Genomic DNA, 16,231 nt, shown 5'->3' with positions numbered 1-16,231 from the left:
TTTTAATATTCCATAATCCATTTCGAAATTGATTTCGTTCCAGCATGATAAATATATTGATTTTTTAAAGTAGCTCCATTGTCTGTTATACATTCTATCATAACTTCCCATTCATCTACAGAATGATTTTTTATCGAATACGTGATAGTGCTGTTGTTAAGCCGAATTATTTTATTCTTTACTTCTTGTTCCAGTTGTATTTCTTTGTTAATAGTTTCATAAGCAAAATGCAAACTTAATTCTAGTTCATAACTGCTTTTTGTTACAGAAAAGAACCGTTTTTCTGTTTCATATTTCATTATGGAATAAATAGTTATTGTAGTAAATAAAAGTAAGAGAAATAAGGAAAAGGGAAAAATAAAGCCACTTTCCCGATTAAGCAACTTCGATAATAGTAAACGGTAAAAAAATTTGCGCTTGATATATTTTGCCCTGTTCATACTGAGCAGTAATGACAACCCCTTTATCAAATAAATCAAATTTGATAGAGCGGACGCGATAAAGTAATGATTCATGTCCCGCTTGATTTACCCTTCTTCGTAATTGATCTTTATACTTTTCATAAGTAATTATCTCACCCTTTTTGTTGTAAATTTCTAATTGATTTTTTCTATTTATTAAAACACGTTCACTACTTCGCAACTCAATCTTTGCTTGATTCAAAAAGATTTCCCACTGCATTTGAAAAGTAATTTCCTCTGAATTTGCATAATATTTCAGAAGCGGTAATGCTATAGTTATGAACATCGTTATTAAAATAAAAATCGAAAGCGAAAGCAACATCTCTAGTAAAGTAAAACCATCATCCGTTAATTTCCAACGATTGACAAATATTTTTTTCATCTGCTTTCCTCAATTGATAATTAATGCAATAGTTTCTTCCAAATACAGTATCTTCTACTGTTATCCGATACTCCGTCCCACTAGTTCCTACAACAATTTTTTCAGATTGTATTTGATAAATCCCTTTTATCATTTCATTCGTTAAAATGTATTTTGCCTCGTTTTCTAATAGTAATTGTTTTCTAAGTAGTTGGATGGACATAAATGGTGGAACTACAGTTGTAGCGATAATTATCCATATAAAAAAGCCAATTAACATATCTAAATACGCTGAGCCATCCTCCCTTTTTATTCCTTTATTTATCATGTTCACTTATAACAAATCTCCCCCTTCCGATATGCAACGTTAAAACATAAAGTTTTTTTCCTTTTTGAAAATGGATCGTACCAAAACTAGGAACATTACCATTACTTTTAAAATAATTACTTAACACTGTCCCTCCATCCACAGTAATATTTGCAGGTATTTTCCTCCTAATCATTACATCCTGACCAAAGGGCCATATTCGGTATTCATTCATCGATTTATACACTTGATAATATACGGGTGTTCGGTTTACCATTGCATATTGTTGCGCATAATATAAATCTTCCTCTAATTGTTGTAAAAAAATTTTCGTTTCGATTTTATCAGAAAGGGAAGTATATAATGGTGGTAAAAAAGAAACTAACATTAAAAAAATGGTCAATGCGAGAAGCACTTCTATTAACGTAAAGCCTTTTTGGCTTTTCCTAATCCACATCGTTTTTGCACCTTTTTTGTATTGTTTAATTACAGCTTACTAGTAACAACTTTCCCGTTTTCTATCGTTACCGTCTCTCCACCAGGACATTTTAATTCTTCATTTGGCAAATAGTTTTTCGACTGTAATTCTGAAATAGAATTCGCTTCAACGCCTTCATCAATTAAATACGCTTGCATTTGTGCTTCTACCATTTTTATTAAACCATCACACCCTTTCGTCTTTATCGTTTCATTATGTTTCGTAGCGTTAGGAATGGTAATAATTAATAGAATAGTAATCACAAATAAAACGACCATCATTTCAATTAAAGTAAATCCACGGCTATTTTTACAATATTTCACAATAATCCTCCTTACATGTTATTTATCATTTGAAAAGTTGGTAGTAATAACGAAATATATAAAGTAATTATCCATATTCCAATAATGAGGAAAATGAATGGTTGCAGTATTTTGATGATTTTTTCGATTTGCTCAGAAAATTCCTCAAGGCAATACGTACTGTATGTTTCTAACTCTCCTGCTAATCGTCCTGTCATTTGACCATGTTGAATAATAAAGCTTAATTCCTCGTTCCAATAAGGGATTACTGTCACTGCTCGGGAAAAATCAACCCCCTCTAATAATCTTTTTTGCACGATTTGACAAGCAGTATTTAAAAATTTCTTTTGTGGATCATTTCCTAATAACTGTAATGATTCATTTAAAGAAATTCCTGCTTGCAACAATTGACTTAAATGGAATGCGGAGTAGTACGTATTCCAAAGTTTTATTATTTTGCCGATGATCGGCAACCTACTATATAAGCACATACGTTCATGAGGCTGAACTTTGTTTAAAAATAAGCGATAAAAGATTACTATCATCAACATGAAACAACATAGGAGTAATAAATAAAATGTTCTATATTCATTCAAGGAATTTAACATACGAATAAGCAAATTGGGCTCCACTTGAAAAGAATCGTATAAGTGGAGAAATTGGGGTAAAATATTTGATTGCATAATAGCAAATAAAATAAAGGTAAAAGAGAGTAAAAAAAGCGGGTAAGATAATAATTTTCTTACTTGCTGCCGGTTATTCAATTGCTTTTTCAGTAGTGATCCAGCCGTTATAAGACTTTTTTGTAAGTCACCATTTTTTTCACCAAAATAAGTGAAACTAACGCAAACTGGCATAAACCGGGAAGCATTTAACACAGAGTAAAGCTTTTCACCTGCATTTAGTTGACCTATAGCGTTATAAATTACGGAACGGTTGTTTTCATCTACTTGATAGATCAAGAAACGTAAAGCTTGATTTAAAGAATATCCTTGTCCTAACAGTGTGCCAAGTCTAGTTAGAAAGTCGGCTTGATCTTTCATATTCCACATTTTCTGTTTCAAATGAATGAATCCAGCGATCATATTCCTTCTCACGGATAAAACCTAAAGCCACCCCTTTTCTAAGTAAATTTTTTAAAGTGGGAAAATTCGGTTTCGTTCTCACCCCCTTTAATTCGAGAAAAGCTTGTTTCAATGAACGACCATATAATAGTTCAAATAAGGCTGCACGCTTTTCCTCATTTTTTGCACAATATATCGAACATGTATCCTCTAGACAGTAAGGACAAATAAGTTCAACGAGACGTTGAGCTGTCACTGCCACAATCGTTTGTTCCATATCAGCCCAACTTATCCCGAATTCTTGTAGTCGATATAATGCGCCTTTCGCATTTTTCGTATGCATCGTCGTTAATACTAAATGCCCTGTTAATGCTGCGCGGACAGCAATCTTTGCTGTTTCTGCATCACGAATTTCCCCAACCATTATAATATCAGGATCGTGCCGTAATATCGCTTTCAAACCAGTGCTATAAGTAATACCCGCCTTTTCATTCACTTGAACTTGTAATATTTCATCTGATTGCTTTTCAACAGGATCTTCTAACGTTATGACATTTCGTTGTAAAAAGTTCGTGGAATGACGTAGTAAGGAATATAAGGTTGTTGTTTTTCCACTTCCAGTAGGTCCTGTTAACACAATCATCCCGTGAGAATATTTTAGCAATGATAAGATGATTCTTGTTTGTTGTGGGAATAATGATAATCGTTCAATTTGGAGAAAATCTTGTTGTGGTAAAATACGGATAACAATACTTTCTGAAAAGATAGAAGGAAGAGTGGATAGACGGAGTCCGATTTTTTTATTTTCATAAGTAATGGAAAACGAGCCATTTTGTGGCCTTCTTTTTTCACCTATATCCATTGCTGCCTGAAACTTTAAATGAGAGATTATTTTGTCTGATTCTTCATGAGTGAGGGTAAATTTTTGAATAAGTTTGTGGTGAATGCGGAAAAAAACGATGCTTTCGTTAGACTTTGGTACAATATGAATATCAGTTGCTCGATATTTCACTGCCATTTTAATAAGAAATTCTGCTCTTTGTTCTGTCGTCATCGTCACAAGTTTCATCACACTCCTAACAAAACTATTAACATTAATAATATATATACAATGTTTTATTCGTTTCGTCAATAAATAATGTTCATTTTCTTTTTAAAATAATACTAGTTAACTTTTTATTAATCCAATGAATCTAGTAAGAGCATCATTTAATAAATACACAATATTTTTCCGTTTCGGTATAAATAATAGTGAATAACTTGTAAACTTAATGTGAACATTTTCTAACAATTAAGAAACTTAACCTTTCATTCATTCCATTACAACATTAATTATACTATAATAAAGAAAAACGCCCACATGAGGTGATCACATGGAACAAACATTAAAAATTACAAACGTACTTGCTGATCCAACACGGTATTCAATCTATGAATACATTACAAAGCGGCATAAAGAAGTAACTGTTCAAGAAATTGCAGATGAATTTGAAATCCACCCAAATGTTGCACGGCTCCATCTATCCAAATTAGAAGATGTGGACATGTTAAAATCAGAAAACAAAAAAACAGGGCGTGGCGGAAGACCGAGTAGAATTTACCGCTTATCAGATGATGTTATTGAACTTAGCTTTCCGTTTCGAGATTATCGACTATTAGCGAAAATTGCCATCGATTCAATGTTAAAATTAGGAGAACTAGCAGAAACCGCGCTATATGAAACTGGTAAACGTTACGGTGTTGAATTAATGGAGTCCCAGTTAGCAAAACGATCCATGACAAAAGAGCAACTTAACTTTGAACAAAAAATCGATATATTGAAAACTACATCTACTATGCTAGGTTTTTATCCTGATTTATATATTAAAGAAAACGAGAAAAAATTCTTTTTCCAAATCTTTAATTGTCCTTTTAACGAAATTGCTAAAGAACATAAGACAGAAACTTGTAATATGCATATAGCTTTTATTAAAGGTTTATTAGAATCATTGTTCGAAGATTTTGAGTTAATTGGAACTCAAAATTTAATTGACGGATGCGATTCTTGCTCATACAATATTAATATTTCAAAATAGTAAGGTAAAGGTTTACAATAAGAACCACTCTCTGTATAATGTAAGGGAGTGGTTATTTGATGTGCAAAGGGGGGAACAATAGTGGATCGAATGTTCCGAGTATTGGCATTCTGGACTGCTATTTTTAGTGTTATGTTTTTCGTGGGTGGCGAGAAATTTTATACGATGGCATTATTATTTTTAGCGCAAACAGGATTTTTTCTATTATTAGGTTATTTGCGTCTATCAGAACGAATGTATATGTACATATTCGGTGCCTATTTAACAATTTTCTTTGCAGCATTTTCTTATTACACCGTTTTCGTCATGTAATTTATGAAAAATCAAGGCCCTCCTGCTAAAAATATTATTTAGGAGTATGCGCCTATCAAATCTGTCTAGTAGTAATTCACTGCTAGACTTTTTTTATTTCTGTTTTTTTCTAAACAGGAAAAGCTGGATTTGGAGTAGTAGCTTGCAAATTTTTTTATCTTTTTTCTTGAAATTGGAACCTATTTCCTTATTATCCGTATGTATATACTGTTTGATAGGTTTAAAAGGAGGAATTTTATGGCACAGTATGCGCTCGAAGTTAAATCTCTAACGAAAACGATTGGTCAGAAACGCATCGTTGATGATGTTAGTTTTCAAATTAATAAAGGAGAAGTATTTGGCTTGCTCGGTCCAAATGGAGCTGGGAAAACAACGATAATTCGGATGATTGTTAAACTGATTAACCGAACGAAAGGGCAGGTAATCGTTAATGGTTTAGATACAGATACATCCTTTTCCAAAGCGATGAATGAAATTGGTGCAATTGTTGAAAACCCAGAATTTTATAAGTATTTAACAGGTTACCAAAACTTAAAGCATTACGCCCGGATGGCGATAAATCCTATTCCAAATGACAAGATAAACGAAATTGTCCAGTTTGTCGGATTAGAAGATGCTATTAATCAAAAAGTAAAAACGTATTCACTAGGAATGAGACAGCGATTAGGAATTGCTCAAGCATTATTACATAGTCCAACATTACTCGTATTAGATGAACCAACAAATGGACTCGATCCTCAAGGAATTAGAGAATTCCGTGAACATTTACGGAAACTTGCAAATGAAGGCATATCAATCTTAATTTCTAGTCATCTATTATCGGAAATTGAATTAATTTGTGACCGTTACGCTATTATTGAAAAAGGTAAAATAATCCAAATTGCCTCCATTCACGAACAGCAAGACGAAAGTGAAAACATGGTAAAACAAGTGCAATTTACTGTTTCTCCACTGGAAGACGCGATGAATGTATTGGAAACATTGCCTTATGTTACTAATATTGAAAGAAAAAATGAAACTCAATTTAGCATTCACGTCACTTATTATAACATTGCAAAAGTAAATGAAGCATTAGTTAAAGAGAATGTCAATATATTCGAAATTCAAATTAGCCGAAAAACATTAGAAGATCGCTTTATCGAAATTACGAACAATAACCAACTGGAGGTGAAACAATGATTGCCTTAATTCAAAATGAACTGATGAAAATATTTGGGAAAAAAACGGTAATTGTTTATGCAACGCTTATTATTCTGTTCGTATTCATCGGTGCACTCATCTTCAATAAGTTTCATGGATTCATTACGGAAGCTGTGAGCCCTGTAGTTGAAGTGGAAGTAGCAGATCAATCAGATGAAACTTCACTAACTTCCGAACAAGCAACAACTGAAAAGAGTGATCCTACTACATGGGAATTTATGCGTTATATTGTTTTAGACTTAGTCTCCTTTGTAACATTATTTAGTGTAGTAGTTGTCAGTCAAAATATATCAAGTGAATTTGGGGACGGGACCATTAAGCAATTATTAATCCGGCCACACCCTAGATGGAAGATACTATTATCGAAATTTGCCGCAGTAAATATTTACTCGTTATTTTTGTTATCTGTCCTTTTCATCAGCGGATACATAATCGGTCTCATCTTTTTCAAAAGTGGAGGATTTTCCAACACCATTCAACTTGGCGGTTTTGGGGGATTCGGATTTCAAGAAGAAATCTTTGAAACAACGATTGGAAAACATTTCTTCCAGACAGTTCTATATTATTTGCCAGGACTATTAATCATTAACACAATCTCTTTCATGCTTTCAACTTTATTCAAAAATCAAGCTTTAGCAGTAGGTGTAGGAATTTTCGTTTTATTTATCAACTCTACTTTATCTGGAATATTTACCATTTTAATTGATCGATATGAATGGTTTAAATATTTAATATTCCCTAACTTAGATTTGCGTGTCTATACAGAAGGAGTATATATTGAAGGGATGACAGCATGGTTTTCTTTAACCATTTTAATGATTCATTTCATCGCCTTTATGGCAATTACCTTCACTTACTTCCAAAGAAGGGATATTAGCTTTTAAAAACTAATTATGGCTGTCCCATCACGAATAATGAACCCTACATTAATCGATGATGGACAGCCTAATTTTATAATTTTTCCTGAATTAATACAAAAAAAGCACTACTTATTGAGTCATCCATGATTAAAGAACGAATTGCTCGATTTCTTTTACTGACAATAGAAAAGGGATCACTGTTCTCGTGATTCGTCAATTTACTTAGTAATCCTAATTCATATAAAAAATCATATTGTTTATATACTCTTCTCGTAGTAAATTGAAACGCCTCGCCTAGGGTTTGTATTGTGTCAATATGGATATCATGTGTAATATCCATTTCACCTGTTCTAGTCAATATATTATTTAACAATTGATGCTTATAAAAACCTCGCAACGTTCCAGTATGACGGCTCGGATGGATTAATTGCGCATTCGTCCAACCATAGTCAATGGTAATCACTATCCCCCTTATTATTTTTTGATATAATTCCCGAAGATTGCTCACCATTGATAATGGTATCTCTAGCCTATGATTGTTTGGAATATTGCTAGAAAAATACTCGTTTCTATATGTAATAATATCTTCATTACTAAGTTTCATCAATCTTTCATAGAGACTTCCATTCTTCTCCCCTATTACTACTTCTTTTAATTCGCCATTAACTTGTTGGACTACATGGACAGGCAAAGCGTCTAGCCATTCATTGGAAAAAACGACACCATTTATTTGCGGAAGTTCAGAAATGTCTTCATAAAAAAAAACGGGAAAATTTCCTAATTTTTCTTTTTGTAACTGTCGATGATAGTTACTTTTTTCAACCGAAAAATAGTGAATTTTATCCAATAATTTTGCTGATAGTTTTTTTATTTGTTCTAAAAAGAAATAGGCGAAATCTCCTGTTCCACTCCCCACTTCATAAAAATGAACAGGCAAATTGTATTCATTTGTCATTTTGATAAAATACTCAGCAATTATTTCTGCAAATATCGGTGTCATAACTGAAGAGGTGTAATAGTCACCGGTTTTCCCAATTTTATTAGACGCTTTTGAATAATATCCATAATCTTCATCGTACAATGCGTAGTTTATATACGTATGATAACTAATAACCCCTTTGTCACTATTTCGTATTGCCTCCACTATTTTTCTCATTTACTCCCCCAAAACAACTAAGTTTAACTTTGCAAAAACGGATTAACTAGTTTTTCCCTTTTAATGGTCGTTCGAGGTCCATGTCCTGGAAAGACGATCGTTTCTTCTGGTAAAGTTAATAATTTTGTTTTAATTGATTTAATTAATGTTTCGTAATCTCCGCCTGGTAAATCTGTTCGACCGATACTTCCATTAAATAAAGCGTCTCCAGCAATAACGAATTGAAATTCTTCATTATAGAAGGAAATACTTCCAGGAGAATGACCAGGTGTTTCAAAAATACGGAAGGTAAATTCATCCATTTGGAAATCCCCTTCCCCCATAATGAAATGGTCGGCTTGTTTTGTCCGCACGACTGAGTTAGGAAAAAATAGTTGTGAACCATTTAAACTTGGATTCAGTAGCCACTCTGCTTCATTTTGATGAACATATACAGGCACTTCATATTTCATTCTTATTTCGTCTACTGCCCCTATATGATCAAAGTGAGCATGGGTTAGTAATATTACTAGCGGCTGCGATTGATTTTGTGAAATCCAATCAATAATTTTACCGGCATCTCCACCTGGATCAACAATTATGCATTTGTCTTGATTATATATAATATAACAATTCGTTTGTAATGCACCTAGAGCCAATTGCTCTACTCTCATACTAATTACACTCCTTACCTTATTCACTAAACTACTTATATATTATAACATTTTTCATTAGACAGCGATTGCAACTCGACAAAAGAGGAAAAGAATTATAAAATAGAATTGAATTGTTTTTATTTATACAGGGTATATGTTATTAAAGGTGAAACAAGGGGGAATTTAACATGGAAGTTGGAGTCGGAACAGTCATTATCACAGGCTTAGTAACGTTACTCGGTCTTTTTGCAATCGTTTCAACGTTTAAGAAGAAAAACTACTTAGGATTAGTTTTCTCTTTGCTAACCGTTGCAGTATTTGGCTTTTTTACAGTTATGACTGTTTATTTTCAAGGATATCCAGAATTATAAAAAGACAGCTTATTGGCTGTCTTTTTATTTGCAAACTACTCTGTACGTTTCTGTCCGACATATCATTATTATTAAATTTCCAACATTACTCTCGCCAATCATTGTTGTTAATCTTTGTAAATGTCTCACCTTATCTAATGCAAGAACTTTACTCAACCAGGACCACTTGTTAATTATTCTAAAATAATGAGCGGTTGTATTTTTTTGTCGTTAAAGGTGATGATGTTTTCAAAATAGTACCCAGTTAAACAATAATTTCCTTCTGGAGAACAACTAATTGGTAAATTATCATTCAAATTAAGTAAAATTTTTGACTCTCCCGTTTTTATATTCCTTTTAACTAATTGAAAACCTCCTGCATACATATCACTCAATCCGCTTTCTAAAGGTTGAACCATAAAAAACTCCGAATTATTAACTAGATCATAAAAAGGAACTTCCCAACCCGAGTATGCAGTCAAATGGGGAGTTTGAAACTCATCTATTAATTGAAGTGAAGAATTGAAAAAGGAAATATATGCTTTTTGGTTATTTTTCAAATCTGTACGAATGGTTAAAATGACATCTTTCCAACCATTAATATGATAAAAATTCCGCCCAACTAATGCTTGCTCGATTTGACCATCTTTCCAAATAGCTAGTGGTGATTCTGTAGCAATGGAGCTAGTATCCCAGTTAATCATAATTAATTCTTCTTCACTTTTCCAAACGGCAAAAGGTTGAGGAATATCAATTTTCTTCATTGTTTGATTGTCTGTATTCACTACATACATTGAAAATGTCCAATCTTCATGAAAGGCACTAATTAATAATTCACTATTTAAGTAGGAATTCCATGTATAATCAATTTCTGTTGATTCTATTTTTGTAGAATATAACGGTTTTTGCGTTTTTAAATCAAAGATAGTCATCGCCGCTTCATGAAACATATTGGAAGTGTGTATAGCCAAATATGTACGGGACCGATTAAGTTTTGCAGAAGTGATTGGTGATTTGGAGGTATAGATGATTTGCTTTGACCCGGTCCAAATATTATAGGCATATATAGAAGAGCCATCACCTTCATTTTCGATAACTAATACTTCATTATTGTTCAGCCAGCCGGTAACTCCGTGAAATTGTTGGACATTAAGTTGCAATGGCACTATTTCTTTATTAGGCAATGGCTTTAGTAAATTATTATTTTGGGAAGTTGATCTCTTACTATGTAAATTAGTCTTTCCTTGATGAATATTATTTTGGCAGCTTGTAAGTAGTAAAGTAAATAAAAGTAAAGCAAGCATAAGTACAACAGGTGTTCTTTTCATTAACCTCCCCCTTCCATCACCATCTATATTATTAGACGAATACATATAAAAAATGTTTCATTTTTATTGCATTAATTTTAATAATTGATGACAAAATCAAACGTAAAATGACAAACACTTCTATATCCAGGTAATTATTAAAATGTTTATCAAATAAAATAAGACAATTAATAATAAAAAAACAATAACAAAGGCTGCCCGCATGCATGATCGAAAAAACTTTCCATTAAGATATTGAAAATAACACTTTTTTCTCGTTTATATAAAACAAAAGAAGAACACATTGAAAAAATGTGTCCTCCAAAAATATTGACTTGCTATTCTTTATTAATGATGTTTCCATCTTCATCAAAAAATCTTAATAAATCTCCATAGATGATTTTGTCGGAGTATTCTAATTCTGTTAATGCCTTTTCGCGATATGGTCCACATAATCCTTCATCTGTCGGTTCACCAGTACTTTTATCGTAACAAATACCATCGACATAGACAAAGTGATTCGTAATAAAACGACCATCACGGAAAACTACTAAATCTGTCCGTCCTTTTGCAAATAAATCTTGACCAAATTCTAAGTCGCTACCCGTGTCAATCCCTAGTAAATGTAAAATGGTCGGCTTTAAGTCAATTTGTCCTCCGACTTCTTCTATCGTTTTCCCCTTTTCACCCGGAATATGGATGATTAACGGTACTCGTTGCAATTGAGCGGTTTCAAATGGAGTAATATCTTTTCCTAAATATTGACTCATTGCTTTATTATGATTTTCTGAAATCCCGTAATGGTCCCCATACATAATAATGATGGAGTCATCGTAAATCCCGCTTGCCTTCAGCTCTTCTATCAATCTTTTTACTGCTTCATCCGTGTATCGAACTGTTACAAAATAATTATTTACCGTATTGCTATTTGAATTATATGGTTCAATCAATTGATCTTCCTCGCCTAATTCGAATGGATGATGATTCGTTAATGTTATAAATTTTGCATGGAAAGGTTTAGGCATATTTTGCAAATGTTGAATCGATTGTTCAAAAAATGGTATATCCTTTAACCCCCAGCCAATACTATTTTCATCTGTTATTTCGTAATCTTCCATACTATAAAAGCGATTATATCCTAATGCATTGTACATTATGTCACGGTTCCAAAAGCCTTTATTATTTGCATGTAAAGAAGCAGTGAAATAACCATTTTCAGATAATATTTCTGGCAAAGCGCGGAACTCATTGTTAGAGTGTGTAAAGAAAACCGCACCGCGACCTAACGGATATAGCGAATTATCCACTAGAAACTCAGAATCAGAAGTTTTCCCTTGCCCAGTTTGGTGATAAAAATTAGGAAAATAGTAACTTTCTTTTATAAAATCATTTAGAAACGGTGTGATTTCTTGTCCGTTAACTGTTGAATTAATAACGAAACTTTGGGTAGACTCTAATGAAATTAAAATAACATTTTTCCCTTTTGCCTTACCAAACATTTTCGGATTTGGACTTTTTTCGTTTGCTCTAACGTAGTTTTCAATTTCCACTAAATCATCACTAGAAGCGAGCGCCTTCTGTGCCGTTGTTTTTGACTGCAAATATATATCATATAAAGTGTAATTAAATGGTCCAATATTTTTTACAAGTAACTCTCTATCGAAAGTTCTCGTTAATAATTGTGGCCGTTCTGTTTCTGCTAATCCTAAGTTAAAGAAAACAATCGCTGCCGTTACTAAATAAAAAACGCGACGGTTTATTTTAGTAAATGGCTGGTGTTCGATAAACTTCGGTTTTAAATAAATAATTAATGCTAAAATAAAGAAATCTATGAAATATACTAAATCTGTTAAATGCATTTCTGCCATAACACTACTATCTAAATCTCGAAAATTATTAGTTTGGAATAGTAATGGCAATGTAATAAAATCATTGAAAAACCGATAAAAAACGATATTGGCATACAATATGCCCGAAATTAACAAACTTGAAATTAAAATATAGCGATTACGATTCTTTTCTTTTAAAAACATGGAGATCCCAAAAATGATTAATAGAAAACTAATCGGGTTTATAAACAAGATGAACTCTTGCATTGCGTTATCAGTAGAAATGTGAAAAGTAGCTTTATAAGTAATGTATGTTTTTACCCATAAAAGTACTGTTGCAATCATTATTAGCGCAAATTTAGATTGCTTTAGGAACTTCATACTAAAATGCCTCCTTTGTTAACAATGAACAATGTAAAATAATGGCATCCACATTCATGTTTAAACAAATCATATAATAATACTTTTTAAAAACAAATGCAATTATTTATACATATTCAAATAAATTGACCGTGTATTTATATACCCCTATTATTAGACGGTTAAAACGCTTAAATGTTTCATGAAATTCCATTTTTTGAAAATTGAATCTTCACTAAAAAACAAGGAGCTTGTCACAACTCCTTGTTTATTTGTATGATATTTCTTTATAAGTATTACAACATATTTTTCTTCACTAACCACCCTGCTCCAATAACACCAGCATCATTTCCTAACGTAGCAAGAAGAATATCCGTATCTTCACGTGATGGTGGGAATGCATATTGATTGTAATATTTTGTCACTGTTTCAATCAAGATAGTACCCGCTTTCGAAACCCCACCACCGATAACAAACGCCTCTGGATTTAAAATTGTCGCAAGGGTACCTAATCCATACCCTAAATAGTTTGCAAATTGATCTACAATTTCTAAAGCAATTTCATCCTTTTCTTTTGCATGGTCAAAAATATCCTTCGCTGATATATTTCCATTCTCAGCTAAAATTGATTGAAGCGGACTATTCCCTTCATATCGCTTTAACGTATCTAGAGCAATCTTCACTATGCCTGTTGCAGATGCAACGGTCTCAAGGCATCCATGTTTTCCACAATTACATAAATATCCATTCTGCAACTGAACGCTCATATGGCCTATTTCACCAGCACCGCCATTCGTTCCTTCAACAATGTCTCCATTAACAATGACCCCGCCGCCTACTCCAGTTCCTAAAGTAACGAAGACTAAATTGCTTTTACCGTTTCCAGCACCTTTCCACATTTCTCCTAGGGCTGCACAATTGGCATCATTTCCGACAAAAGCTGGCATCGATAATTCCTGCTCCAATTCATCCTTTAAAGGATAATTTTCCCATCCTAAATTAACTGCTTTTGATATGATTCCTCCATGAACGACAGGACCGGGCGTACCCATTCCAACTCCTAAAAAATCAGTAGTGGATAATTGTAAGTCACGTACTTTATTTTGAAATGATTTAGCAATATTTTTCACGATGTTTTTACCGTTATCACTAATATCTGTCGGTATTTCCCATTTTTCAACAAAGCCACCTTCTGCTGTCAAAAAGGCAAGTTTCGTTGTTGTTCCTCCAAGGTCTACTGCAAAAATATACTGTTTTGTCATTATTTATCACCTAATTTATCTTTTTCTTTTTGTATTTCGTGCCGTAATAATAAAAGCGCCATTTGAAAATCATTACGGTCAACTAATTGGGACTGATATAATTCCTTTAATTCAAATTCCATCATTTCTAAGTCGGCAATCCGATTCCCTACGTAAATTATTATTCCGTATTTTTTTAATAGTTGTTGAACATCATAAATCGTTTTCATGGCAACCTCACCCTTAATTTTCCACTATATTATACTATACTTTTCACAAAATCGCATTGAAAATAAAAAAATGAGGTTAGCTGTAATCTCCTTGTCAAAAAATATCCATAATTGAATGAAAAAAACTGCTTAAAAAAGCAGTTTAATCAACGATCTGGATCTTGTGGATTTAAAATATCTGGACGGGCTCGTTGTAAAGGAATGGGGGAACGAACTAATACATCCCTAAAGGCTCTAAAATTAAACGGAATAAACGGCCACATATAAGGCACATTATAAGACCGCATTGTCACTAATAACAAAATCCATACAGTTATTCCTGCAACAAAGCCATATACTTTTAACCATGCAGTTAATATTAACAAAAAGATTCGCATTATCCGATTGGCTAGACTTAATTCATAACTCGGAGTAGCAAAAGTCCCGATTGCAGCTATCGATAAATATAAGATGACTTCGTTAGTCAATAGACCAACTTCTACTGCTACTTGTCCAATCATTAATGCTGCAACTAAACCGAGGGCTGTAGCTAAAGAGGTCGGAGTATGAACTGCAGCCATTCGCAATATATCTATACCTACTTCTACAATTAGAAATTGTAAAAATAATGGTACTTGCCCATCTTCATTCGGACCAATAAATGCTAATGCTTTCGGTAACAAATCTGGCTTGACTGCAAATAAATACCAAAGCGGTAATAAAAAAATGGAAGCCCAAACCGCAATAAAACGGACAAAACGTAAATATGCCCCAACAATCGGTTTATTTCGATATTCCTCAGCATGTTGCAAATGATGCCAAAAAGTTGTTGGCGCAATTAACGCACTTGGTGACCCATCAACAAATATAATTACATGACCATCATAAATATGTGATGCCGCAGTATCTGGGCGCTCCGTATATCTAACCGTCGGATATGGGTTCCAATGTTGACCAGAAATAAATTCTTCTATCGTTTTCTCAGCCATAGGCAACCCGTCCGTATCAATTTTTTCTAAAGAACTTTTTATATCCTTTACTAAGTTTTGATCGGCAATATCTTCAAGATAACATAGAACGATATCTGTCTTTGATCGGCGCCCAACTTGCATATATTCCATTCGTAATGATTTATCTCTAATTCTTCTTCTCGTTAACACTGTATTAAAAACAATCGTTTCAACGAATCCATCTCTAGAACCGCGAACAACTCTCTCTGTATCTGGTTCCTCTGGTCCCCTTGCTGGGTATGTTCTGGAATCAATTAATATAGCCTCATCAATTCCATCGATTAAAAGAGCAGTTGGTCCTGCCAATACTCCTTCAACTACTTTATTAAGATCATCCGTTTTTTCAATTTCCACATACGGTATTTGTGTATGGGTGAATTTTTTTACTGGATCTTCAGCAAGGTCCTCAGGCTTTAATTTTGCTAGTTCCTTCCGGATTAATAAAAAAACATTATCTTTAATAAAACCATCAATAAAAAAAATAGCCATTTTTCGTTCTGCGTAAACCATATCTAGATGGATTACGTCAAAACTTTTTTCTACACCTAATAATTCCTTCAATATGGAAATATTTTTATTTATATCTTTATGTAACGGAATTTTTTTTGTCATCTCCATTATGCCACCTGCTTTTCTTTTGCAAAAAATTTCCCTTAACAGCATGGACAGTTTAACAACTATTCATACTTACATTCGCAAACTTAAAAAAAACAA

19 protein-coding genes are annotated in these 16,231 nt (G+C 33.1%); 5 read left to right on the top strand and 14 right to left on the bottom strand.

What is annotated here, in order from left to right; translation table 11 throughout:
• Positions 1–2: 2 nt before the first annotated feature.
• The 7 genes from comGG to comGA are packed head-to-tail and all read right to left on the bottom strand — an operon-like array spanning position 3 to position 4,042.
• The gene (gene comGG / locus BN1242_RS11285; RefSeq protein ID WP_158661068.1) at positions 3–383 is read right to left on the bottom strand and encodes a competence type IV pilus minor pilin ComGG; all 381 of its coding nucleotides are present in this window, start codon (positions 381–383) and stop codon (positions 3–5) included.
• Complete coding sequence (gene comGF, locus BN1242_RS11280; protein ID WP_062355909.1) at positions 376–843, bottom strand: competence type IV pilus minor pilin ComGF; 468 nt, start codon at positions 841–843, stop codon at positions 376–378. Before comGF ends, comGG begins: the two co-directional genes overlap by 8 nt.
• Positions 803–1,156 carry a hypothetical protein gene (locus tag BN1242_RS11275; protein ID WP_158661067.1) on the bottom strand — a complete coding sequence of 118 codons (354 nt, stop codon included), beginning with the start codon at positions 1,154–1,156 and terminating at the stop codon, positions 803–805. The genes comGF and BN1242_RS11275 overlap by 41 nt, the downstream gene beginning before the upstream one ends.
• Positions 1,140–1,586 carry a competence type IV pilus minor pilin ComGD gene (gene comGD / locus BN1242_RS11270; RefSeq protein ID WP_062355902.1) on the bottom strand — a complete coding sequence of 149 codons (447 nt, stop codon included), beginning with the start codon at positions 1,584–1,586 and terminating at the stop codon, positions 1,140–1,142. The genes BN1242_RS11275 and comGD overlap by 17 nt, the downstream gene beginning before the upstream one ends.
• Positions 1,587–1,615: 29 nt before the next feature.
• Positions 1,616–1,930, bottom strand: a complete 315-nt coding sequence (gene comGC / locus BN1242_RS11265) for a competence type IV pilus major pilin ComGC (RefSeq protein ID WP_072136191.1) — start codon at positions 1,928–1,930, stop codon at positions 1,616–1,618.
• 11 nt (positions 1,931–1,941) lie between these two features.
• A complete protein-coding gene (comGB, locus tag BN1242_RS11260) occupies positions 1,942–2,973 on the bottom strand; it encodes a competence type IV pilus assembly protein ComGB (protein ID WP_158661066.1) in 1,032 nt (343 codons plus the stop codon).
• Positions 2,924–4,042 carry a competence type IV pilus ATPase ComGA gene (gene comGA, locus BN1242_RS11255; RefSeq protein WP_275259455.1) on the bottom strand — a complete coding sequence of 373 codons (1,119 nt, stop codon included), beginning with the start codon at positions 4,040–4,042 and terminating at the stop codon, positions 2,924–2,926. Before comGA ends, comGB begins: the two co-directional genes overlap by 50 nt.
• Positions 4,043–4,346: 304 nt before the next feature.
• On the opposite strand from comGA, the gene BN1242_RS11250 reads away from it, so the two are divergent.
• From BN1242_RS11250 to BN1242_RS11235, 4 genes are all read left to right on the top strand, one after another.
• The gene (locus tag BN1242_RS11250) at positions 4,347–5,048 is read left to right on the top strand and encodes a helix-turn-helix transcriptional regulator (protein ID WP_062355896.1); all 702 of its coding nucleotides are present in this window, start codon (positions 4,347–4,349) and stop codon (positions 5,046–5,048) included.
• A gap of 81 nt (positions 5,049–5,129) precedes the next feature.
• Entirely contained in the window at positions 5,130–5,360 is a 231-nt protein-coding gene (locus BN1242_RS11245; RefSeq protein WP_062355893.1) for a DUF2626 family protein, read from the top strand.
• Between the two features lie 237 nt (positions 5,361–5,597).
• Positions 5,598–6,539 (top strand): ABC transporter ATP-binding protein, encoded by a 942-nt coding sequence (locus BN1242_RS11240; protein WP_062355890.1) that lies wholly within the window; start codon positions 5,598–5,600, stop codon positions 6,537–6,539.
• Entirely contained in the window at positions 6,536–7,444 is a 909-nt protein-coding gene (locus tag BN1242_RS11235) for an ABC transporter permease (RefSeq protein ID WP_062355887.1), read from the top strand. The genes BN1242_RS11240 and BN1242_RS11235 overlap by 4 nt, the downstream gene beginning before the upstream one ends.
• Before the next feature lie 67 nt (positions 7,445–7,511).
• Here the strand turns inward: BN1242_RS11235 and BN1242_RS11230 are convergent, their stop codons facing one another.
• Positions 7,512–8,576, bottom strand: a complete 1,065-nt coding sequence (locus BN1242_RS11230; protein WP_062355884.1) for an SAM-dependent methyltransferase — start codon at positions 8,574–8,576, stop codon at positions 7,512–7,514.
• Positions 8,577–8,599: 23 nt separating this feature from the next.
• Positions 8,600–9,229, bottom strand: coding sequence for an MBL fold metallo-hydrolase (locus BN1242_RS11225; protein ID WP_062355881.1), 630 nt, complete (start codon positions 9,227–9,229; stop codon positions 8,600–8,602).
• Between the two features lie 170 nt (positions 9,230–9,399).
• On the opposite strand from BN1242_RS11225, the gene BN1242_RS11220 reads away from it, so the two are divergent.
• Positions 9,400–9,582 carry a DUF2759 domain-containing protein gene (locus tag BN1242_RS11220; RefSeq protein ID WP_062355878.1) on the top strand — a complete coding sequence of 61 codons (183 nt, stop codon included), beginning with the start codon at positions 9,400–9,402 and terminating at the stop codon, positions 9,580–9,582.
• A gap of 173 nt (positions 9,583–9,755) precedes the next feature.
• On the opposite strand, the gene BN1242_RS11215 is transcribed toward BN1242_RS11220, so the two are convergent.
• The 5 genes from BN1242_RS11215 to BN1242_RS11195 form a co-directional block, all read right to left on the bottom strand.
• Positions 9,756–10,889, bottom strand: a complete 1,134-nt coding sequence (locus tag BN1242_RS11215) for a YqgU-like beta propeller domain-containing protein (protein ID WP_062355875.1) — start codon at positions 10,887–10,889, stop codon at positions 9,756–9,758.
• 317 nt (positions 10,890–11,206) lie between these two features.
• Entirely contained in the window at positions 11,207–13,078 is a 1,872-nt protein-coding gene (locus BN1242_RS11210) for an LTA synthase family protein (protein WP_062355872.1), read from the bottom strand.
• 275 nt (positions 13,079–13,353) lie between these two features.
• Positions 13,354–14,319, bottom strand: coding sequence for an ROK family glucokinase (locus BN1242_RS11205; RefSeq protein ID WP_062355869.1), 966 nt, complete (start codon positions 14,317–14,319; stop codon positions 13,354–13,356).
• Positions 14,319–14,528 carry a YqgQ family protein gene (locus BN1242_RS11200; RefSeq protein ID WP_062355867.1) on the bottom strand — a complete coding sequence of 70 codons (210 nt, stop codon included), beginning with the start codon at positions 14,526–14,528 and terminating at the stop codon, positions 14,319–14,321. The genes BN1242_RS11205 and BN1242_RS11200 overlap by 1 nt, the downstream gene beginning before the upstream one ends.
• 146 nt (positions 14,529–14,674) lie before the next feature.
• A complete protein-coding gene (locus BN1242_RS11195) occupies positions 14,675–16,129 on the bottom strand; it encodes a spore germination protein (RefSeq protein ID WP_420806026.1) in 1,455 nt (484 codons plus the stop codon).
• Positions 16,130–16,231 lie beyond the last annotated feature (102 nt).

The sequence above is a fragment of the Bacillus kwashiorkori genome (genome assembly GCF_001375515.1).
Taxonomy (GTDB): Bacteria; Bacillota; Bacilli; order Bacillales; family Caldibacillaceae; genus Bacillus_BK; species Bacillus_BK kwashiorkori.
This window is presented reverse-complemented; position numbering and strand designations above follow the sequence as displayed.

What these genes read in the sequence shown, in the direction of transcription:
- BN1242_RS11240 (WP_062355890.1), top strand. Translation starts at nt 5,598, where the DNA reads ATGGCACAGTATGCGCTCGAAGTTAAATCTCTAACGAAAACGATTGGT.
- BN1242_RS11205 (WP_062355869.1), bottom strand. Translation starts at nt 14,319, where the DNA reads ATGACAAAACAGTATATTTTTGCAGTAGACCTTGGAGGAACAACAACG.
- BN1242_RS11235 (WP_062355887.1), top strand. Translation starts at nt 6,536, where the DNA reads ATGATTGCCTTAATTCAAAATGAACTGATGAAAATATTTGGGAAAAAA.
- comGF (WP_062355909.1), bottom strand. Translation starts at nt 843, where the DNA reads ATGAAAAAAATATTTGTCAATCGTTGGAAATTAACGGATGATGGTTTT.
- BN1242_RS11250 (WP_062355896.1), top strand. Translation starts at nt 4,347, where the DNA reads ATGGAACAAACATTAAAAATTACAAACGTACTTGCTGATCCAACACGG.
- BN1242_RS11220 (WP_062355878.1), top strand. Translation starts at nt 9,400, where the DNA reads ATGGAAGTTGGAGTCGGAACAGTCATTATCACAGGCTTAGTAACGTTA.
- comGD (WP_062355902.1), bottom strand. Translation starts at nt 1,586, where the DNA reads ATGTGGATTAGGAAAAGCCAAAAAGGCTTTACGTTAATAGAAGTGCTT.
- BN1242_RS11230 (WP_062355884.1), bottom strand. Translation starts at nt 8,576, where the DNA reads ATGAGAAAAATAGTGGAGGCAATACGAAATAGTGACAAAGGGGTTATT.
- BN1242_RS11225 (WP_062355881.1), bottom strand. Translation starts at nt 9,229, where the DNA reads ATGAGAGTAGAGCAATTGGCTCTAGGTGCATTACAAACGAATTGTTAT.
- BN1242_RS11215 (WP_062355875.1), bottom strand. Translation starts at nt 10,889, where the DNA reads ATGAAAAGAACACCTGTTGTACTTATGCTTGCTTTACTTTTATTTACT.
- comGA (WP_275259455.1), bottom strand. Translation starts at nt 4,042, where the DNA reads ATGAAACTTGTGACGATGACGACAGAACAAAGAGCAGAATTTCTTATT.
- BN1242_RS11200 (WP_062355867.1), bottom strand. Translation starts at nt 14,528, where the DNA reads ATGAAAACGATTTATGATGTTCAACAACTATTAAAAAAATACGGAATA.
- BN1242_RS11195 (WP_420806026.1), bottom strand. Translation starts at nt 16,129, where the DNA reads ATGACAAAAAAAATTCCGTTACATAAAGATATAAATAAAAATATTTCC.
- BN1242_RS11210 (WP_062355872.1), bottom strand. Translation starts at nt 13,078, where the DNA reads ATGAAGTTCCTAAAGCAATCTAAATTTGCGCTAATAATGATTGCAACA.